This is a genomic window from Rahnella victoriana (assembly GCF_021276285.1).
Classification (GTDB): domain Bacteria; phylum Pseudomonadota; class Gammaproteobacteria; order Enterobacterales; family Enterobacteriaceae; genus Rahnella; species Rahnella victoriana.
In genome coordinates this window covers 4,284,497-4,304,146 of the sequence record NZ_CP089919.1, presented here as the reverse complement: position 1 = coordinate 4,304,146, position 19,650 = coordinate 4,284,497, and the positions used below count along the sequence as shown (strand labels likewise).

The window sequence follows — 19,650 nt, the reverse complement described above, 5'->3', positions numbered from 1 at the left end:
ACCTGGTACTCAGAGATTTAAGGATACAGGCAATGCAGATTATGAGATCGAATCAAATTCGCTGGCTCAGTGTTTTGATTGTGATGAGCGGGCTGTTACTGATTCTTCCTCTTCATTTACTGGCATGTTTTATCGCCGGTTTTTTAGTGTTTGAACTCATTAATGCGCTCACGCCGTACTTTCAGAAAATCATCAGCGGCGAACGTGCCCGCTGGCTGGTGGTGGCGATTATCGGCACGCTGGTCATCAGTTGTCTGACGCTGGCCATTGCCGGTATTGCCGATTTCCTGATGGAAGATATGCGCAATCCGGTGGCCTTTAATGCGATGGTGTCGCGGTTACTGACGGATGCGCAAAGCCGCCTGTCGCCGGTGCTGTTGCATTATCTGCCCGCCAATATTGAAGAGTTGCAGCGCAGTTTCCTGCAATGGCTGCGCGAGCATATCGTGATGATTCAGGCTGTGGGCAAGAACGCCGCGCATGTTTTCCTCACGATGATCATCGGCATGATCCTCGGGGCGATCATTTCGCTTCAGCAACCGCGAAAAGGCGAGCTGCACGCGCCGCTGAAAAAAGAGCTGTTGCAGCGGATGCATCTGCTGGGCGAAGCCTTCCGCAATGTGGTTTTCGCCCAGTTCCAGATTTCATTAATCAACACGGTGCTGTCGGGCATTTTCCTGTTCGGCATTTTACCGCTGTTCGGCATTCATCTGCCGCTGGCGAAAACGCTGGTGGTGGTGACGTTTGTCTGCGGGCTGTTACCGGTGATTGGCAACCTGATTTCCAATACGCTGATTTTCATTGTCGGCTTGTCGCTATCCCTGTGGGTCGGGGCGCTGGTACTGGCCTATCTGATCATCATTCATAAAGTGGAATACTTCCTCAATGCGCGGATTGTCGGCAGCCGTATCAAGGCGAAATCCTGGGAAGTGTTGCTGGCGATGCTGGTCTTTGAAGCGGCGTTCGGTATCCCTGGCGTGGTGGCTGCACCTATCTATTACGCCTATCTGAAAAGCGAACTGAAAGAAGCAGGTCTGATTTAATCCTTTCTGAAAATGTGGCGCCGTGAGGTTCATGGCGCCACTGTCTGGTCTCTGTACGATCTCCCTTAAACATCCTGAAAAAAACAGATTCAGGCAAGCAATCGCGAGAATCGTTATATCTGTTTGTCATCTTAAGCCGTCATACTTTACGGGTGCCTGCCTTTTTGCGGGCATGAAGTATTCCGTAATCCAATCAGGAGATAAAAATGACGCTTAACGTTCGTGGTTTCGCTGCCCTTTCAGCGGATGCGCCTCTTGCGCCTCATAATTTTGTTCGCCGTGACCCGCGTGATACCGACGTTGTGATCGACATTTTGTACTGCGGTGTGTGTCACTCCGACATCCATCAGGCGCGTAATGAATGGCATCAGAGTATTTATCCGATGGTTCCGGGGCATGAAATCATTGGCCGCGTGAAACAGGTTGGCGCGAAAGTGACCGGCTTTAATGTCGGCGATACCGTGGGTGTCGGCTGTATGGTCGATTCTTGTCAGCACTGTGAGTCCTGCGCGGAAAACCTGGAACAGTACTGTGAAGAAGGCGCGACCATGACCTATAACAGCCACGATCGTCATGACAACATGATGACCTACGGCGGTTATTCCGAACAAATCGTGGTTTCTGAAAAATTCGTGCTGCGCGTTTCTGAAAAACTGGACATCAAATCTGCCGCACCGCTGCTGTGCGCCGGTATCACGACGTACTCACCGCTGAAACACTGGAAAGTCGGTAAAGGCCATAAAGTGGCTATCGTCGGTCTGGGCGGGTTAGGGCACATGGGCCTGAAATTTGCGAAAGCACTGGGCGCCGATGTGACACTGTTCACCCGTTCCAAAGGCAAAGAGCAGGAAGCTTACCGTCTGGGCGCTGACCACGTTGTGCTGTCTACCGACCCGGAACAAATGGCTGCCGTGAAAAGCCACTTCGACTTTATTCTGGACACCGTGCCCAATCCGCATGACCTGAATCCGTATCTGGAAACCCTGAAACGCGACGGTACGCATATTCTGGTCGGTCTGATCGAGCCAATCGAACCTGCGCTGCACAGTGGCAAACTGGTCGGTGGCCGTAAAACCGTTGCCGGTTCCCTGATCGGCGGTATCGCTGAAACGCAGGAAATGCTGGATTTCTGTGCTGAGCATGACATTTCCTGTGATGTGGAAATGATCGACATGCAGGACATCAACGGCGCGTATGAACGTATGCTGAAAAGCGACGTGAAATACCGCTTTGTGGTGGATATGGCTTCGCTGAAAAATGCCTGACAGGGCGTGTTGAGCCGAAATTTGTGCTTTACACGTTTCGGTGACTTCTCCCCTTGAAAGCGCGGTGGTATCCTGCTGCCTTTCGCCGGGCGAAGGAAAACCAGTGGCTAAGAGTTTTGATGAACTCATCAGAGACATGGATCTGATGATTGAACATGTGGACAGCCTGAAAAACTTGCCACCACGGGCAGCGCAGACAACGGCTGCTGACAAACCTGCGTACGACTCTTTCGGTGAGATTTTCGCGCTGAAAGCCGTCATGCGGGCTTTTATCTCTTCAGTCGACACCATTGTGAAAGTGCAGATTGCGAAGAAAGTTGAGCAGGACATCGGCCATCTGGAAAATACCGTACGGTCGATTGGCGGCGGCAGCGCAGATGCTGACGACGTGGCGCAAATCACGGCCTATGTCCGTCACGCCGTGTCTGAGTTAATGGATTAACGCGCCGCTCAGTCTGACTTCCGGCCAGTGAACACCGGTCACATCGTGTATCAGAATACACCCTGTGACCGGTGTTTTTTTATGGACTTTTTCCCCGTAGGCGTGGCGGCCAAAAGCGTCTATTCTTGCCAGTATTCTCTTCTGCCGGTACCGGATATGGCCCAGGATTACCGCTTCTTCGCGTCAGCACGACGCAAATGCTATGCCCTTTTATTTGAACACCGCACCCGCAGCGGCCGCCGGATGGAAACATTCTGGATTGTGATCTCGCTGCTCAGCGTGCTGTTTTTGTTCATCGAATCGAGCGCCAGCGATCTCTTCCCGGATACACCGGATATCCTGTATCGCTTTGGCCTGATGGAAGTGGCCTTCACCGTGTTGTTCACGGTGGAATATGTGCTGCGGGTTATTTCCTCGCCGCGAAAAATCCGCTATCCGCTGAGTTTCTTCGGCATCATCGACCTGTGTACCGTGTTGCCGATGTATATCATCTGGCTGTTGCCTTCGGTCGCCGTGTCGCCGGACCTGGTGGTGCTGGTGCGTCTGCTGAGGGTATTGCGCGTGCTGCGGGTACTCAAGCTGCTGCGCTATATGAATGACGCCGGGATTTTGTGGCGCAGCCTGATGCGTGCGCGGCGCAAACTGGGCATCTTCTTCGGCTTTGTGGCCATTATATTGTGTCTGTTCGGCGGGCTGATGTTTGCGGTGGAAGGCGGCAAGGACGGATTCACCTCGCTGGGTGCCTCGGTGTACTGGGCGGTGGTGACACTGACCACGGTCGGTTATGGCGATATTACGCCGCATACGGCGCTGGGGAGAATGCTGGCGTCGGTGCTCATTTTACTGGGGTATTCCATTATTGCGGTACCGACCGGAATTTTGACGGCTTATATGTCACAAGAGTTAGAAAAAGGGCGTGCTGCCCGTTCTTGTCAGACTTGTCTGCATTCCGGCCATGAAATAGATGCAAAATTTTGCGCGCATTGCGGCGCGGTATTGGCGGCAGATAATTCCCAACCTGTTGAAAAATAGCCTGATAATTGCTCATTCATTGTACTGGTTGGTACATATTTCGACTATTTTTGGTGTTTACCGTGGCTTTGCGTTAAAAAGAGTTGCTATTAAAGGGCAGTCATGAGTAAATACATACCGGCCTGTGGTACAGACCTATTTATGCACGACATCCTGAGTAAAGTTGTTCCAATTTAAAGCGTTATCCATGATAACCCTGCTCTGACGAATTTCCTTCTTAGTGCCTCCATAAGTAACGACTGAAATCCGGCTATAACATGCCCATGGTGGCGAAATTTATTTTTAAAAGGTAATTCCTATGTCAATGATGAAAGGTCAGGTTAAGTGGTTTAACGAGTCTAAAGGCTTTGGCTTCATCACTCCTGCTGACGGCAGCAAAGATGTGTTCGTACACTTCTCCGCTATCCAGGATCAAGGTTTCAAGACCCTGGCTGAAGGCCAGAACGTACAGTTCACTATCGAGAACGGTGCTAAAGGTCCGTCTGCGGCTAACGTTACCGCTATCTAATCTTGCTTTACCGCTGTTTCAGCGATAAACGTAAAGATGACAAAAACCCGCATGCGCGGGTTTTTTTACGTCTGTTGTTTGTCAAACTGACCGGTGTGCTTTTGTGAGGGGCTGACGGATTTCCCCCGGAACCTGACAAAAGGACAAAAAAAAGCCCGCATAGTGGCGGGCAAAAATATTTCTTATGACATTCATTTTGTACTCCCTCGGGGGTGAGCACGCTGTCAGTATAAAAGAAATGAAAGTCAGGATTCTGGCGTCAAAGTGTTAAGAAAATGCAAATTCATCACGCAGGGTTATTTTAGGGTTTTCGGGTTAACTTTTCCTTTCTGCCATGCCTTTGTACGGCGGTCTGTACTACACTATACCTAATTGAAAACCATGGGATAACCTGATGAAAGTTAATGATCTTGTGACAGTAAAAACTGACGGCGGACCACGCCGCGAAGGTAAAGTCTTAGCCGTAGAGGAATTTTACGAAGGCGTCATGTATCTGGTGTCGCTGGAAGACTATCCGGCAGGTATCTGGTTCTTCAATGAAGGCGACACCAAAGACGGCACCTTCGTCGAACCGCGCGAAGGTTCGGAGTAACGTTTTCGCACCCTCTGCGCATAAAAAAATACCGGGGCAATCAGATTGCCACCGGTATTTTTTTGCCTGTCACCTGATAAAAAGGCGCGATGAAGGATCAGAAGGTTTCCCAGTCAGGGTGCCCGCTGACACCTTGGGGTGAGCGGGATGCCGGCGCGGGTAGGGTACGTGATGCCGCCGGACGCTGTGGCGCGGCACTTCGCGTACTGTTGTCCAGACGGAATACCGCCACGGCCTGCGTCAGACGTGCGGCCTGTTCTTCCAGCGACGCGGCTGCCGCTGACGCTTCCTGCACCAGCGAGGCGTTTTGTTGCGTCACGCCATCCATCTCTGAGACCGCCTGGCTGACCTGACTGATCCCGCGACTTTGTTCGTCCGACGCCGAGGCGATTTCGCCCATAATGTCGGTCACATGGCCGACGGCGGTGACGATTTCAGACATCGTATCGCCCGCATCACCGACCAGAATGCTGCCTTCGCCGACGTAATCGACGGATTCCTCGATCAGCGCTTCGATTTCTTTCGCGGCCTGCGCACTGCGTTGCGCCAGATTGCGTACTTCACTGGCAACGACGGCAAATCCGCGACCCTGTTCCCCGGCGCGGGCGGCTTCCACGGCGGCGTTCAGCGCCAGAATATTGGTCTGGAAAGCAATGCTGTTAATCACATTGGTGATTTCGGCGATTTTGGTCGAACTGCGGGAAATCTTATCCATAGTCGTGACAACGTTCGCCACAATATTGCCGCCTTTCTGCGCTTTACCGGAGGCGTCAGCGGCCAGTTTGCTGGCGTGATGGGCGTTTTCGGAATTCTGTTTCACCGTCGCCGTCAGCTGTTCCATGCTGGCAGCGGTTTCTTCCAGCGCGGCGGCCTGCTGCTCGGTGCGGGAAGAAAGATCGGTGTTACCGGACGCAATCTCCGTCGAACCCTGATAGATCGACACTGCGCCTTCACGCACGGTCAGCACGGTGGAAGCCAGCGACGTCTGCATTTGCTCCACGTTACTGCTCAGTACGCCGATCTCATTGCGGCCATTGCTCTGCGCCGGTTGTGTCAGGTCGCCTTCGGCAATTTTCTGGATGCGGGTCACCAGCCTGTTCAGCGGATTAATAATAACTTTGCGCATCACCAGATAAGTAATGAAGGTCAGCACCAGCGCCAGCAGGAAACCGCCGCCCATCAGGGTATAACCGAGAACGGCGTTACGCTGCGCTTTATCATTGATGGCATTGGCGGTTTCGGTGCGATAGGCAATCGCCGCCAGCAACGGCACGTTATTGGCCAGATCCAGACCGCGCACCGTTTCGGCTTCCTGAGAAATCACTTCCTCGAAATGGGCCTGTTGTGCGGAATCCAGCATCGGCGTCATACCTTTGGTCAGGTACGCGCTGTAGGCCACTTTCAGCGGCTCATCCAGCGCCCGGTCTTTATCGGTTTTATTGGGCCGGTTGATGTAGGTATCAAAGGACGATTGCGACTGTTTGATGCGGCTGGCGGCGTCAGTCAGGTTCTGTTTAAACACATCCTGATCGCCGATACGCGCGGCGGCAGCGGCCTGAATAAGCAGTAACCGCGCGGTGCGCAGATGGTTAGAGCTGTTGGACAGCGCCAGGCGGATTTGCAGTTCCTGCGTCGCGTTGGCCAGGGCGGCGTTACTTTGCTTTAAGAAGAAACCGGAGGTGCCGATGGAAACCGCAAAGAGGAAAAGTATCCCGGTGAGGATCAGGCTGATCAGGGTGATAAGGCGAATATTGCTGATAAAAGAGGTTCTGGTATTTAAAAGTGTAGGAGTATCCATTTTATTTTGTTCCGCTCTGGTGATCCTGTAGACCGCCTGTTCCGGGCGATCAGTGACAGCGATAAAGGCATTGCCAGCGGGCAAGTCCGGCCGTGACGAAAAAAACGCCATAAGGTGTCATCGGCATTCAGGCGGAGGGATTCAGTTTATATTTGTGGCGCAGATCTCATTTTCAGAGATTAATCCGGATCACTACAGGCCACGCGATCGCATAGCCTGTAGCGGGAACCCAAAAAGGGAGAGGATTAATTCACATAGATGCCGTTCGTGAGCTGATCACATAGGCGGACGACGTGATAAATAATGTGCTTATTCGGTGATTTTATTTTCCTTTTAATATTTCCCTTATAAGAGGACACCGTTTTGGTCTTAATTTGTAGCTTATCGGATATTTCAATGGTGCCGTTGCCGGACATCCACATTCTGAGCATTGCCGATTCAGAGCGGCTCAGCATGACGGGCCGGGTATCGAGCACTCCGCTGATGGCAGGATCCTGCGCCTGCGGCAGTAGCGGATGATTCATTAACAGTTTCAGTGTGCCCGCCTTAATTGATTTCGAGGTGATAATCACGTTCTTACGAACGAAAATATACTCTTCGAAATGAATACGTGTGCGCGACATGAAGATAAAAAACAGTGTTTCCGGGTGTTCGTTGATCAGTTCTCCCAGTCGTTCTTTATGGCCCGAATGGGACGATATGCAATCCTCATTAATAAAAACAATGGAAGGATTCAGTCTGGCGCAACCATTGAGCAACTGATCGAAATGGTTGACGTAACTGACGTCGTGATCACTGGCAAGAAATTGTTGCAAGCCGAGACGCGTATACCGGCATGGATCCAAGATTATCGTTTGCATAGTAAGTCCCCATAGGACGTCCCTGTTCTGCATAATGATTGGATTCTCAGGTGTCAGCACAAAAAGCACAAACTGCGTGCTGGCTCTACTTTTTGCATGAAAATTGACCGGTTGGAAGTGATTTTTTTACCCCTTCCGGGGCATGGAGGATTTTGATTAATTTGGTTTATGTCAGGATTAACTTTGTGACTGTACAAAGAAATCGCCACAATTCAGACTATTCTTAATGGATGTAAGGACATAGAAGAAAGGCTTATGGAGTGGGATGTTACAGTAACACGCTGGAACACTTAGCATTCCGATGATGACCTTGCTTATCCTTAAAAACAATTCACGAATGAAAATGGCAGGAAAAACGGACGCAGTGCGTAAACACTGCGTCACAGCGATCACCAGTAAGACTGCCAGCACTGGGTCACGCGTGTCAGGGCTTCGACATAAAAGTAGTCGCCCCAGCTGCAACACTCATCGACGCCTTTGCCGCTGGCCATGTGATAGACCGAATGCTTAAGCAAACCGTCACAATCTTCTTCCTCAGATGTCAGATAGTTCTCAGTCAGCGAATCCATAATGCGCAGCGCCATTTCCTCGTAACAGGCACGTTTGTCATCCGTGGCGGGCAGGGTGGTGGCCAGACTCAGCAAGCCGCACACGGCGATGGCTGCCGCTGAACTGTCGCGCACCGCGTCAGTGCCGAGCAGGGCTAAATCCCAGTGGCAGACATCATCTTCCGGCAAGCGGTTGAGGAAGTAATGCGCCAGACGGCGGGACAACTCGACGTGATCCGCATCGCCGGTATAACGGTAACTGAGCAGAAAGCCGTAAATACCCCAGGCCTGTCCGCGTGACCAGCAGGAATCATCGGCATATCCCTGATGGGTATTGCCAAAGCGCGGTTCGCCGGTGACGGTGTCCATGTAATAGGTGTGATAGGTCGAGGCGTCAGGACGGACAATATATTTCGCCGCCTGTTCAGCGTGTGCGCGTGCCGCCTGAGCAAAACGCGGTTCACCGGTTTGCTCACTCGCCCAGTACAGCAGCGGCAGGTTCATATTACAGTCGATAATCATCCGTCCGGCCTGTTCCGGATCCTGCAAATCTCCCCATGCCTGAATGATTTTCGCGGTGGTATTGAAACGCTCCATCAGCGCCTCGGCGGCCAGCAGCGCGAAGCCACGGGTCTGACGGTTGCCGGTCAGTTTGAAGGCGCTGACACACGACAGGCTGTAGAGAAAACCCAGATCATGCGTCGCGGTATCAATGCGGTTGGCGATGCGGTTACCAAAAGAGGTCACCTGTTTTTCCGCCGCGTGACGATACCGGTCGTCGCCGGTCATTTCCCACGCCAGCCACAGTTGTCCGGTCCAGAAACTGGTGGTCCACTCGACATTTTCCGTCAGCGGATAATGGCCGTTCACGCAGGTTTCTGCCGGAAACTTATCGCCGAACTTTTCCAGATTACGGGAAATTTTGCTCAGTACCGTCTGGCGCGCCCGCTGCATTTTTTGCGCAAAGGCGATCCTGTCCAGCTGATTCAGTTCCACGGGCAGTAACGTTTCTTTCGCGATGGTGATAGTCATACTTTCTCCCTTTCCATTCCAATAGTCTCAAGGTCAACCTGTTCCGCCGGTGCGGGGACGCCGGAGCGCAAACTGTGACAGGCAGATAAGGTGAAGGCGGAAATCAGCGTAAAGCACAGCGCGATGCCGCCCATAATCAGATACGTGTGTTCAAAACCGATGCGGTCGTAGAAATAACCGGCTGGGGGCGCGACGACAATCGAGCCGACGTAAATCATCGCCTGATAGCCCAGCAGATACATGGTGGCGTTGACGCGTTTACTGAAATGCTCGGCGATGTACTTGAACACCGACACCAGCAGCAGCGCGATTTCCAGGCCGTAGAAAGGTTTGATGATAGAAATCAGCAGCGGATCGTTGGTCAGCCCGGACGCTATCAGCCGCAATCCCACCAGCGCGCCGACCAGCAGCAGGCTTTTCTTGGCACCGAAATAGTTCACCAGGAAAGGGATCACCATCATCATCAGAAACTCAAGGCCGGACTGTACGGTGCTCAGATAGCCGTACCAGGCGTTGCCTTGCTCTTTGGTGGCGAAGAAGGTGACGAAGTAGCGTGAGAATTGCTGTTCGGCCACAAACATCATCCACGCCACACCGGCGACATACAGCGAGAACATCCAGAACTTGCGGTTTTTGAGCAGCAAAATCACATCGCTGAAGACGATTTTTTGTTGCGAGATCACATCGTTATTTCTCAGTTGCTCATCGCCGATTTTCAGCGACAGCAATACCGCCAGCATCACCAGCGAGGTGGCGCTGCTTAGCCCGAAGTTCCAGGCCGGAGACAGATTAAACAGCACGCCGGAGAACGAGGCGGCCAGCGCCCAGCCCAGCGATCCCCACATGCGCACCTGACCAAATTCCATGTGATACAGACGGCTGAAACGGTCGGCGTACGATTCTGATGCCGCGACCCCGGCGTACCAGCCGAGGCTCAGATACAGCGCCCCGACCACAATCCCGACCATCAGATGGCTGTCCAGCAGCGGCTGATAGACGAAAATAAAGAACGGCGCCATCAGGGCGGAAACCAGCACCACAAAATAGAGCAGTGATTTGCTCATGCCGATTTTGTCCATGATATAGCCGTAAACCGGCTTCATGATCACCGCAAACACGCCATTAATGGCGAACACGGTGCCAATGCTGACGCTGTCCAGCCCGGCTTTTTGTCCGAGCCACAAGGCGTAAAGCCCGAAGCTCGACGACCAGGTGAAGAAATACAGGAATATAAAGCTGCTCATTTTATAGTAAGCCGTTTTACTGGCTGTTTTTATGGCTTTCATAGTGACTCCTGAAACGGATCCTGAGGATTAACCTAACGTGATGTGCCCGCTGTTACCCTGATATTGCCAGCGCAATTGTTGCCCCTGACGACTGACTTCCGGCACGGCCAGCGCGCGGATATCACGGGTGGCAGACGCACACACGGCGCTTATCAGCCAGTGAGAACCGGCAGGCAGTGACGACTTCAGCAGCGGAATGGATGCGGTTTCAGCAAACATGATGCTGCTGTTTGGCGGCGTGATAACGGTGGCGGCCTCGCGGGGTGAACTGTCATCCAGACTGACAATCCGGCTGATGCCGTTCCGTGCCGTTACCGTCACTGCCCGCTTGTCTGCGGTGTGTTGCGTCCGGGTAGCCGGTTCCTGCATCACCGCAAATCCGCCTTCGGCGGTATCCAGCGGACGCTGATTCTCAATGTGATGAACCCGCAGATGCCAGTCACCGCAGGGGATCAGCCAGGTACGCACGGCAACGTCATGCCACGGCAGCCAGCGGGAACAGATCATCTCGCCGGTGATTCGGGTGTCGGCGCAGTCGCGGCGTCCGCGAAAATAACCGTCGCCTTCAGAGAACATCAGCATCGAATCGCAACCGGCGTGGTTCAGTCCGTAACGTCCGCGATCTAAGGTGAAACCGAACTGACTGGAATAGGCGAATTTGGTGTATTTGGCTTCGGTATTGACGAAGTTATTCAGCTCAAGCTGACCGGAGGTGAGCATCACCACATGCTGGCCTTCGGCATCGCGGGTCAGGATCTGGTTAGCATGAGGAATACAGTGCGCGGCGGGCAGTACCGGAAGCGGCGCTTCTTCGGCCTGCCAGAACGCATCGTCCTGCGGCAGTGCCAGCACCAGAAACAGTTTGCACGCCCAGTAAGGCGAACCGGGCGCGTTGTAATCCTCGGCCATCACCAGATTCGGCGTGTGATAGCCAATGCTCAGCACGCCGTCGCGGTCGAAAATCGGCTCTTTCAGCCAGTGGCGCAGATGGCGCAGGATCAGCCCTTTAATGATGCCCGGCGTGAAGACGTCCAGCTTGCTGTACGCGGCGGCGCTCCAGAAAGCGGCTTCAGCGAAACGGTAGGTCAGACTGCGGCCGAAAGGCACGGCAGCGCCACCGGCGGAAAACATCGTGATAAAGTCCTGGGCGAAACGCTGCGCCCGCTCACGCAGCATGGCCGCCCGTGGGGCATCGACATCGGCCATATGCTGCGCATACAGCAATCCGTAATAATGGAAGGCCATCGAAATATAGTAATCACGCGGCCTTTCCGGACCGTCGGAATACCAGCCATCGCCCAGGTAATAGTCTTCCATCAGCGCAAACCGCGCTTCAACGGCAACTTTGTCCCATGGCAGACCGGCGGTCTTAAAGCCCATCTGCACCATGACCGGGAAGAAATTCCAGTTGTTATTCGGAATGGTGGCGTTACGTCCCTGATCCAGCCAGCGGACGAGATTTTGCTGTTCCTGTTCGGTGAAATGGCTGAGCAGACGGTGATTAAGCAACGTCAGCCCGACGCCAAAAGCGGCCATTTCCACACAACGCTGATCGAAATCGCGGATGTTGCCCCAGTACTGCGGATGTTCAGGGTCGGTGCCGTAACGAATGGCATTCAGATAGAAAGGCAAATCCGGGCAGTCACCGCCACCGGCCAGCAGCGGGAAAATCCCCCACAGCATGCGTGACAGTGCTTCCATTTTGGCAATCTCTTTCCCGTAGTGGGTGGTGGAATTGCCGAGATCGATTCCGCTTTTGCCTTCTTCCGTATAAGGCGACACCGCCGCGAGCATGTCGTTCAACAGTTGCTGCACATCGTCGCGGGTTCGCAACGGATTATGGGTGTTCACTTTTTTCAGCGTCATAAAAGTTCTCCCGGTGACGTGAGTGGGAACCAGTAAAATAAGGAATGAATAATTTGAAATAGTATTTCAATTCTCTGTGCCGCGAAGGAAATATAGAGAACTGAAAAACGCTGATTGTTATGTGCCTCACAGAATGAGCTGATTTTCAACATTGTGATTATTAAACGGGCGGCAAAACGGCTTAAATTATAAAAAGCAGACCGAAAATTGTGTTTTGTTGTCCTGGCTGTCAGCGGCGTAAAAATGAACGGAGAAAAACAGCAATGCCGGTATCGGATTATCTTGAACGTATTGCCCTTAATGAACGTCAGGTTTCTTTTAACCGGATGAGTCGCGGCAGTGCCAATTATTTTCACTGGCATCAGTGTCTGGAATTACTGTTTGTCAGCCAGGGCTACGGCATTGTGATTGTCGATAACCAGCAATACACGCTGCGGCCGGGAAGGTTATTCGTGTTTCCGCCGTTCAAACTGCATAAAGTGTTTGTTGAGTCCGGCGACAAAAATCTCTACCTGCGTACCACCATTCATCTTGATCACCAGTTGCTCGACGGCTGCCTGCAATCCTTTCCGCAGCGCCGTGCCCGTTTCGCCAGCCTGTGGGATGCCGACCGCGCCGCGCACATTTTCGATCTCAGCGAACAGGCCAGCCACATTGAAGTGATACTCGAACAATTCAATCAGTTACCCGAACCGCTGGCCGATCAGTGGGAAGAAATCGCCATGCTGATTTTGCAGCTGATGGCGTTTATGCCTGCGGATAATGCGCAGACCAAAACCATCAGCCGCACGACGGCCTCAAAAGTGATGCAGTGGATTGAAGAAAACTACGTGCAGAAATTTTCGCTGGCGGAACTGGCTGCCGCCATCGGCTTATCGGAAAGTTATATTTCGCGGGTATTCGGGCAGGAAACCGGCGGCTCGATCCAGGATTATCTCGCCACCCGACGGGTAAAACGGGCCTGTGAATTACTGCGCTCGACCGACCGGTCGGTGGAGGAGATCGGCCTGCAGTGCGGCTTCGCCGACGCGCCGTATTTCATTACCCGTTTTAAAAAGCTGATCGGTAAAACGCCGCTGCAATATCGCAAGGCGGCGTTTTCGCTGACGGCTTAACGCCAGTTCGCGGGCGAGGAACCGAGTGGTGAGGCGGGGAGATCCCACGCCAGCCGGGAGTTCTCCAGCCAGACCGGCGGCCGTAAGCGCCAGCCTGTTCCCCAGACGGTGTGTTCCGGTTCCGCAGAATAATCGGCCTGGCCGGCGGAACCGATTGGCGGTTCGTTGTCTGCCTGCGGGTTATCTTCCGTCAGCTCGCGGGCCGTGCGCGCCAGCGACAACCGCGTTTCGCTGCCCTGACCGGTTTCCACGCGCTGCGCCAGCCCCTGAAGCACGGCCGCCGCCATCAGATAACCGGTGACGTGATCCAGCGCCTGAACCGGCAACGGGACGGGTTTCTGGCTGCCGGATTTCTGCATACCGTATTCCGCAATACCGCAGCTCATCTGCACCAGACTGTCGAAACCGCGCCGCTCGCGCCACGGCCCGCTCCAGCCATACGCATTAAGGCACACATCCACCAGCCCCGGCGCAATCGACCGGCGTTGTTCGCTGCCATAACCCAGTTTATGCAACGCCCCGGCACGGTAACCGTGGACGATCACATCGGCGTCACGCAGCAGTTCCTCAAAACGGTGGCGGTCCTGCGGATTGTGCAGGTTGAGCCGTGCACAGTGTTTACCCAGGGTGACATCCGCTTCCTGACTGGTTTCATCCCAGCCGAAAGGATCGATGCGCAGCACGTCCGCTCCCAGCCCGGCCAGAAAACGGGTCGCGACCGGCCCGGCGATAATCCGCGTCAGATCGAGGACTTTCACGCCCGCCAGCGGTTGTTCAGGGGATAATTTCCACTGCGGTGCCGCCGCCTCAGGAGACAGCGAGGACTGAAAAAGCGGTTCCGTCAGCAGTGATTTTCCCTGCACATGGTTCTGCCATTCGGCGGCGCTCAGCATCTGCGCCGCGCACCCGCCAGCCTGCACTACGGCCTGTTCCAGCCCGGCCTTCTTCCACATCACCACCCGCAACGCCAGTGCTTCGCGGTTGTCTGCTTTCCCCAGCAGAGTCTCCACCACCTTGCGGTGCGCTGGCGCATTGGTATGCAGACGGATCCAGCCGTCGGAAGTGGCGTAATCGCCAGCCAGACTGTCCCACGCAGGCGGTATTTCCCAGCCTTCGGGACGGATACTGGTTTTACACCACAGCGAGGCCAGACGGCGATCGACCGTAACGGCATCATGCACGCCGCTTTGCAGCGCAACCAGACGCGAAAGCGCCATACCGGCCAGCGCCACCGAGGCCGCAATCAACGGCGTCACCGGATAATACGCGGGCAGGTTGCCGTCGCCGCTGACATGCAGCAGGCAGGGAAGCGAAAGCTTGCCGGTTAACTGCGCGTATAGCTCACGCGCTTTCTCCTGAATCAGTTCATCGGACATGCAGAAACCTCCATGCAGTAAAATAAATAAGCATAAAACAATAAGATTTCAGCATAGCAGGACGGGCACAAAGGCGTGTTAACCCGGCGCAGATGACACGCCAGGTTATGAAGAATAATAACCTGCCGGTAACAGAATGCTCCTAAAGTCCCCGGTCTGTTGCGCCCCAAAACGGGGCAGGAATTGCTTGTAAAATCTTCGTTTCTGAAAACCGCCTCAGCCCCTGTCATACGGGGCATGAGCGCAGTCAGGCTTGCTTACTTTTTCAAGCAAAATATTAGCTGAATGCATTCAATTTCTTGTACTCGGCTTGTGAATTTTACGTTAGCCTTAGGGTCGAAAACTCTGAATACGCGGGGGACGGCGTCACAGCACGATGTCTCCAGATTTTTGCCCAGTACAGGAAACGATTCTGGCATGGAACGAAGAGCATTTATTAAAGCATCAATGGCACTCGCCGCCTGGTGTGGTGTGCCGGCTATGTCCACACTGTTCACCCGTTCCGCTGAGGCGGCAGAGGCGAATGTGGCAGACGGCGGCGAACTGCCATTTGATTTCAACGCGCTGAAAAAGATGGCGAAAGATCTCGCCGACAACCCTTACGGCGGCGCGCCACAACCTTTACCTAAAACGCTGGCTGAACTGACACCGCAGGCTTACAACGCGATTCAGTACGATCACGCACATTCCCTGTGGAATGGCCTGCCGGAACGTCAGCTGGATGTGGAACTGTTCCACGTCGGCATGGGCTTTAAACGCCGTGTGCGCATGTATTCCGTCGATCCTGTGAAACACATGGCGCGAGAAATTCACTTCCGCCCGGAATTGTTTAACTATCACGATGCCGGTGTGGACACCAAACAGCTGGAAGGCTTCTCTAATCTCGGCTTTGCCGGTTTTAAGGTGAACAAAGCGCCTGAACTGACCCGCCGCGATGTGGTTTCCTTCCTCGGTGCCAGCTATTTCCGTGCGGTGGATGACACCTATCAGTATGGCCTGTCAGCCCGTGGCGTGGCGGTGGATACCTTCACCGATCAGCCGGAAGAATTTCCGGATTTCACCGCGTTCTGGTTTGATACGCCAAAACCGGGTGACACCACATTCACGGTTTACGCCCTGCTGGATGGCATGAGCATCACCGGTGCCTATAAATTCGTGATCCACTGCGAGCCGACCCGCGTGGTGATGGAAATCGAAAACCATCTGCATGCCCGTGAAGACATCAAACAGCTGGGCATTTCGCCGATGACCAGTATGTTCAGCTGCGGCACCAGCGAGCGTGGCCGCTGCGACACCATTCACCCGCAAATCCATGACTCAGACCGGCTGGAAATGTGGACCGGAACGGGGGAATGGATCTGCCGTCCGCTGAACAATCCGCAACGTTTACAGTTCAATGCCTTCAGCGATAACAGCCCGAAAGGGTTTGGCCTGTTGCAGCTCGATCACGAGTTCAATAATTATCAGGACGTGATTGGCTGGTACAACAAGCGCCCGAGTCTGTGGGTCGAACCGGTCGGCGACTGGGGGAAGGGCAGCGTTAACCTGATGGAAATCCCGACGACGGGTGAAACGCTGGATAACGTGGTGTGCTTCTGGCAGCCGGAAAAACCGGTGAAATCGGGGGCAGAATTCAGCTTCAGCTACAAACTGTACTGGAGTTCCGAACCGCCGCACCGCAGCCCGCTGGCTAATGTGCTGGCGACCCGCACCGGCATGGGCGGTTTCCCGGAAGGCTGGGCACCGGGCGAGAATTATCCGCAGGTCTGGGCGCGTCGTTTCGCCATTGATTTTGTCGGCGGCGAGCTGAAAGCCTTTGCCGATAAAGGCATCGAGCCGGTGATCAATGTCTCTCACGGACAAATCAAAAACATCGAAATTCTGTATGTGCAGCCGTTCGACGGGTACCGCATCCTGTTCGACTGGTATCCGGACAGCGATTCTGTCGCGCCGGTGGAACTGCGGATGTTCCTGCGCTCCGGCCAGACCGCGCTGTCTGAAACCTGGCTGTATCAGTATTTCCCGCCGGCACCGGAAAATCGCAAGTACATTGATGACCGTCAGATGACGAAGTAGTCCCCGTCATCCTTCAAGCCGCAGGTGCGTTGGCTGCATTCGCTCACCCGAATCACTGACTTTAGTCAGCGCATCGGGATTCGTTCGTTTGCCGCCTCCTGCAACGTGAATGCTTTAGCGGAGTTGTCATTAATAAAGACAAAAAGCCCCGAATATTCGGGGCTTTTGCTTTTTTTCTATTTTATTTTTGCAGATGAACCAGACACAGGATCTTGCAAATTGCTTCCATGGGTAAAGCAAGGGTAACGCACGGTACTCAACTGGCTAAGACCAAGATGGCAATCAAAACGCCTTAACCAGCATGCCGTTCTGCGGTTGCTGCTGAGGGCTTCTCAGCGCCGCGTCGAAAGATTTCTCAACCTCTTTCAACTGTTGTAAAAATTCTTGTGGCGAAAAGTCGTGTGGTTTGCTGCTCATATAGGCAAGCGCCAGTTCTTTGGCGTTGTAGCGCTGAAAGTTGTACATGCTGTTCCTTATTAATCTCAGAAATATTAATGGAATGGCTAACAGCGAGCTGGCTAATGACCACTGCTTACGACGTGCTGCCAATGCGATGAATTCTACGGATTTCGCTGATAAGCGGAAGTCGCTTTTATTGATGTATTCAATAGTTAAAAGCTAACAGTCTGGATATTTTCTATCAGGCTGGAATCATGCGGATTTTAATAATCATTAAGGGGTATTAAATCGAACGAAAATATCTGGCCATATTATTTTAACCCTCCGCACTGATTGAAAAAATTCTTTGCGCGTCATGCTGTTAAAGTGAATGAAAGGGGTTGGGCTTCCTGTCGTGCTGCGTTACCCTCGGATGAGTAGTTCACTTTCGCATTATCAACGAAAAGAGGCTTTTATCATGAGTAAATTTATCTTCTCTTCGCCAAGGAAATACGTTCAGGGCAGTGGTGTACTGGATGAGTTAGGGGATTATCTGCCTGCGCTGGGCGGAAAATCATTCCTGATTGCTGATGATGTTGTTTGGGGAATTATCGGTGATCGCGTAAAAACGTCACTGAAAAAAGCCGATGTAGAATTCCATTACGAACGCTTTAACGGCGAGGCTTCCGCCAGCGAAATTACCCGTCTGGCAGGTATCGCCCGTGAAGCCGGCACGCAGGTGGTGGTCGGTCTGGGGGGCGGTAAGACCCTCGATACCGTCAAGGCGATTGCCGATGAACTGAAGCAAAATGTGGTGATTGTGCCGACCGTGGCTTCCACTGATGCGCCGTGCAGCGCACTTTCCGTTATCTATTCAGATGAAGGCGTTTTCGAATCTTATCGCTTCTACAACAAAAACCCGGATCTGGTACTGGTTGATACCCATGTCTGCGCACAGGCTCCGGTACGCCTGTTTGCTTCCGGTATTGCTGACGGTCTGGCGACGTTTGTTGAGGCGCAGGCTGTGCTGCGTTCACACTCTCATTCCATGGTGGGCGGCGACCCGACAATTGCCGGTATGGCGATAGCAGAAGCGTGCGAGAAAACGCTGCTGACTTACGGCTACAGCGCCTATACCGCGGTTGAGCAGAAACTGGTGACACCGGCGGTAGAAGCGGTCGTGGAAGCCAACACACTGCTTTCCGGTCTGGGCTTTGAAAATGCCGGTCTGGCGGGCGCCCATGCCATCCACAACGGTTTTACCGCAATTTCAGGTGACATTCACCATCTGACCCATGGCGAAAAAGTGGCGTACGGTACGCTGACGCAAATGGTACTGGAACAGCGTCCTGACGAAGAGATCGCGAAATACGTTCGCTTCTACCGCGCCATCAAAATGCCAACCACGTTGAAAGAAATGCATCTGGAAAACGAATCGTTCGCCAATCTGGTGAAAGTCGGTGCGCTGGCAGGCGGCGAGGGCGATACGCTGGGTAATCTGAACCACACTCTTTCTGCCGAAGACGTAGCGAACGCTATTCTGGCCGTGGATGCGTTCAGTAAAACCGTGAAGTAAGGGTTGTCACGGCTCCCTCTGACAAGGGGAGCCATCACGCTTAACCAAACACCGCGTCGTATAAATTCCACTTTTTAAGATGACCGACATATTGCAGCGGCTGAACCGGAGCGAAAGAAGACACATCGCCTTCGCGCATATGCAACAGGTCTGCCGGTGATATCCACAGGGCATTCGAGGCGGTAATCGGGTTGCCGGCAAAATTGAACGCTTCAATGACAAACTGGGAACAGAAAAACGTTTCCTGTGGCGCAGGCGTATCACCGATTTGAACGGTCGCCAGCGTATCAAAGCAGGTATTACGTCCTTTGCCGAAAAACAGGGGTAAATCACACACCCGTCGCGTCAATGTATAAGGCGCAATAATCACGATGCCTTTATAGTTATATTTCTTACCCTGATTATTCTGAGAGAAAATTCTTAATTTCTCCGCCTGCAAGTCCGTTAATTTCTGATTACGTAAACTCACCATCGAATTACTGTGGGTTAATGCCTCTTCTAAAGAAGTAATCTGCACGCCGCTGCCGACGGCCTCAGCAACTTCGCCCTTGCCCAGATAGACCGAGGCATGACTGACGCCGGTCAGGCTGAATAAACGGATACCCAGTGACGTCACGCCGGTCGCGGAGGAAAGCAGGATATCCCCCGGCTGAAGCTGCTCCGCACCGATCGCGATCGCATCCTGCCCCTCCAGCGTGGACAGTCTTTGCATCTGTAATGTCGAGGTGCTGACAGAAGGCTGTAATGCTTTTTGCTGCGATAAATTGGGTTGCGAGCTGCATCCCGATAATATAATCGCGACAAACAGGAAGGCTTTCCTGAATGAATACATCATATTTCCGCATCCTTGCTGATAA

The 19,650-nt window shown here is 53.3% G+C and carries 17 protein-coding genes; 9 read left to right on the top strand and 8 right to left on the bottom strand.

Annotated features, from left to right (window positions below):
- The first annotated feature begins 32 nt into the window (after positions 1 to 32).
- The 6 genes from J9880_RS19745 (at position 33) to dsrB (ending at position 4,882) form a co-directional block, all read left to right on the top strand.
- Complete coding sequence (locus J9880_RS19745) at positions 33 to 1,043, top strand: AI-2E family transporter (protein ID WP_095921738.1); 1,011 nt, start codon at positions 33 to 35, stop codon at positions 1,041 to 1,043.
- Positions 1,044 to 1,249: 206 nt separating this feature from the next.
- Positions 1,250 to 2,308, top strand: coding sequence for an NAD(P)-dependent alcohol dehydrogenase (locus J9880_RS19740; RefSeq protein WP_095921739.1), 1,059 nt, complete (start codon positions 1,250 to 1,252; stop codon positions 2,306 to 2,308).
- Between the two features lie 103 nt (positions 2,309 to 2,411).
- On the top strand, positions 2,412 to 2,750 hold the full coding sequence (locus tag J9880_RS19735) for a hypothetical protein (protein ID WP_095921740.1): 339 nt from the start codon (positions 2,412 to 2,414) through the stop codon (positions 2,748 to 2,750).
- 81 nt (positions 2,751 to 2,831) lie between these two features.
- The gene (locus J9880_RS19730) at positions 2,832 to 3,782 is read left to right on the top strand and encodes an ion transporter (RefSeq protein ID WP_095921741.1); all 951 of its coding nucleotides are present in this window, start codon (positions 2,832 to 2,834) and stop codon (positions 3,780 to 3,782) included.
- Between the two features lie 298 nt (positions 3,783 to 4,080).
- Positions 4,081 to 4,290, top strand: a complete 210-nt coding sequence (gene cspE, locus J9880_RS19725; RefSeq protein ID WP_013575246.1) for a transcription antiterminator/RNA stability regulator CspE — start codon at positions 4,081 to 4,083, stop codon at positions 4,288 to 4,290.
- A 394-nt stretch (positions 4,291 to 4,684) separates the two neighbouring features.
- On the top strand, positions 4,685 to 4,882 hold the full coding sequence (dsrB, locus tag J9880_RS19720; protein WP_015697634.1) for a protein DsrB: 198 nt from the start codon (positions 4,685 to 4,687) through the stop codon (positions 4,880 to 4,882).
- 97 nt (positions 4,883 to 4,979) lie between these two features.
- Here the strand turns inward: dsrB and J9880_RS19715 are convergent, their stop codons facing one another.
- The 5 genes from J9880_RS19715 to J9880_RS19695 all read right to left on the bottom strand — a co-directional run bounded on the left by J9880_RS19715 (position 4,980) and on the right by J9880_RS19695 (position 12,272).
- Positions 4,980 to 6,680: a methyl-accepting chemotaxis protein gene (locus J9880_RS19715; protein ID WP_232769821.1), complete on the bottom strand. Its 1,701-nt coding sequence runs from the start codon at positions 6,678 to 6,680 to the stop codon at positions 4,980 to 4,982.
- Positions 6,681 to 6,925: 245 nt separating this feature from the next.
- Positions 6,926 to 7,540 (bottom strand): transcriptional regulator RcsA, encoded by a 615-nt coding sequence (gene rcsA, locus J9880_RS19710; RefSeq protein ID WP_095921743.1) that lies wholly within the window; start codon positions 7,538 to 7,540, stop codon positions 6,926 to 6,928.
- Positions 7,541 to 7,929: 389 nt separating this feature from the next.
- Entirely contained in the window at positions 7,930 to 9,120 is a 1,191-nt protein-coding gene (locus J9880_RS19705) for a glycoside hydrolase family 88 protein (RefSeq protein ID WP_232769820.1), read from the bottom strand.
- Positions 9,117 to 10,406: an oligosaccharide MFS transporter gene (locus J9880_RS19700; RefSeq protein ID WP_095921745.1), complete on the bottom strand. Its 1,290-nt coding sequence runs from the start codon at positions 10,404 to 10,406 to the stop codon at positions 9,117 to 9,119. The genes J9880_RS19705 and J9880_RS19700 overlap by 4 nt, the downstream gene beginning before the upstream one ends.
- Positions 10,407 to 10,433: 27 nt before the next feature.
- Complete coding sequence (locus J9880_RS19695) at positions 10,434 to 12,272, bottom strand: DUF2264 domain-containing protein (protein WP_232769819.1); 1,839 nt, start codon at positions 12,270 to 12,272, stop codon at positions 10,434 to 10,436.
- Positions 12,273 to 12,535: 263 nt separating this feature from the next.
- Between J9880_RS19695 and J9880_RS19690 the strand changes: the two genes are divergently transcribed.
- Positions 12,536 to 13,387 carry an AraC family transcriptional regulator gene (locus J9880_RS19690; RefSeq protein WP_095921747.1) on the top strand — a complete coding sequence of 284 codons (852 nt, stop codon included), beginning with the start codon at positions 12,536 to 12,538 and terminating at the stop codon, positions 13,385 to 13,387.
- Here J9880_RS19690 and J9880_RS19685 read toward each other — a convergent pair.
- On the bottom strand, positions 13,384 to 14,763 hold the full coding sequence (locus J9880_RS19685) for a CoA transferase (protein ID WP_232769818.1): 1,380 nt from the start codon (positions 14,761 to 14,763) through the stop codon (positions 13,384 to 13,386). The two genes, J9880_RS19690 and J9880_RS19685, sit on opposite strands and share 4 nt — an antisense overlap.
- Before the next feature lie 417 nt (positions 14,764 to 15,180).
- Between J9880_RS19685 and J9880_RS19680 the strand changes: the two genes are divergently transcribed.
- Complete coding sequence (locus J9880_RS19680; RefSeq protein ID WP_095921749.1) at positions 15,181 to 16,839, top strand: glucan biosynthesis protein D; 1,659 nt, start codon at positions 15,181 to 15,183, stop codon at positions 16,837 to 16,839.
- A 282-nt stretch (positions 16,840 to 17,121) separates the two neighbouring features.
- Here the strand turns inward: J9880_RS19680 and J9880_RS19675 are convergent, their stop codons facing one another.
- Positions 17,122 to 17,304, bottom strand: a complete 183-nt coding sequence (locus tag J9880_RS19675; protein ID WP_095921750.1) for a hypothetical protein — start codon at positions 17,302 to 17,304, stop codon at positions 17,122 to 17,124.
- A 391-nt stretch (positions 17,305 to 17,695) separates the two neighbouring features.
- Here J9880_RS19675 and J9880_RS19670 point away from each other — a divergent pair, with 391 nt between their 5' ends.
- Entirely contained in the window at positions 17,696 to 18,793 is a 1,098-nt protein-coding gene (locus tag J9880_RS19670) for a glycerol dehydrogenase (RefSeq protein ID WP_232769817.1), read from the top strand.
- Positions 18,794 to 18,833: 40 nt separating this feature from the next.
- On the opposite strand, the gene J9880_RS19665 is transcribed toward J9880_RS19670, so the two are convergent.
- The gene (locus J9880_RS19665) at positions 18,834 to 19,628 is read right to left on the bottom strand and encodes a YaeF family permuted papain-like enzyme (RefSeq protein ID WP_232769816.1); all 795 of its coding nucleotides are present in this window, start codon (positions 19,626 to 19,628) and stop codon (positions 18,834 to 18,836) included.
- Positions 19,629 to 19,650: the final 22 nt, after the last annotated feature.

Coding starts and splice junctions, on each gene's coding strand:
- J9880_RS19715 (WP_232769821.1), bottom strand. CDS start 6,680: ATGGATACTCCTACACTTTTAAATACCAGAACCTCTTTTATCAGCAAT.
- J9880_RS19690 (WP_095921747.1), top strand. CDS start 12,536: ATGCCGGTATCGGATTATCTTGAACGTATTGCCCTTAATGAACGTCAG.
- J9880_RS19740 (WP_095921739.1), top strand. CDS start 1,250: ATGACGCTTAACGTTCGTGGTTTCGCTGCCCTTTCAGCGGATGCGCCT.
- J9880_RS19680 (WP_095921749.1), top strand. CDS start 15,181: ATGGAACGAAGAGCATTTATTAAAGCATCAATGGCACTCGCCGCCTGG.
- J9880_RS19670 (WP_232769817.1), top strand. CDS start 17,696: ATGAGTAAATTTATCTTCTCTTCGCCAAGGAAATACGTTCAGGGCAGT.
- J9880_RS19730 (WP_095921741.1), top strand. CDS start 2,832: ATGGACTTTTTCCCCGTAGGCGTGGCGGCCAAAAGCGTCTATTCTTGC.
- dsrB (WP_015697634.1), top strand. CDS start 4,685: ATGAAAGTTAATGATCTTGTGACAGTAAAAACTGACGGCGGACCACGC.
- J9880_RS19675 (WP_095921750.1), bottom strand. CDS start 17,304: ATGTACAACTTTCAGCGCTACAACGCCAAAGAACTGGCGCTTGCCTAT.
- cspE (WP_013575246.1), top strand. CDS start 4,081: ATGTCAATGATGAAAGGTCAGGTTAAGTGGTTTAACGAGTCTAAAGGC.
- J9880_RS19665 (WP_232769816.1), bottom strand. CDS start 19,628: ATGATGTATTCATTCAGGAAAGCCTTCCTGTTTGTCGCGATTATATTA.
- J9880_RS19705 (WP_232769820.1), bottom strand. CDS start 9,120: ATGACTATCACCATCGCGAAAGAAACGTTACTGCCCGTGGAACTGAAT.
- rcsA (WP_095921743.1), bottom strand. CDS start 7,540: ATGCAAACGATAATCTTGGATCCATGCCGGTATACGCGTCTCGGCTTG.
- J9880_RS19700 (WP_095921745.1), bottom strand. CDS start 10,406: ATGAAAGCCATAAAAACAGCCAGTAAAACGGCTTACTATAAAATGAGC.
- J9880_RS19745 (WP_095921738.1), top strand. CDS start 33: ATGCAGATTATGAGATCGAATCAAATTCGCTGGCTCAGTGTTTTGATT.
- J9880_RS19685 (WP_232769818.1), bottom strand. CDS start 14,763: ATGTCCGATGAACTGATTCAGGAGAAAGCGCGTGAGCTATACGCGCAG.
- J9880_RS19695 (WP_232769819.1), bottom strand. CDS start 12,272: ATGACGCTGAAAAAAGTGAACACCCATAATCCGTTGCGAACCCGCGAC.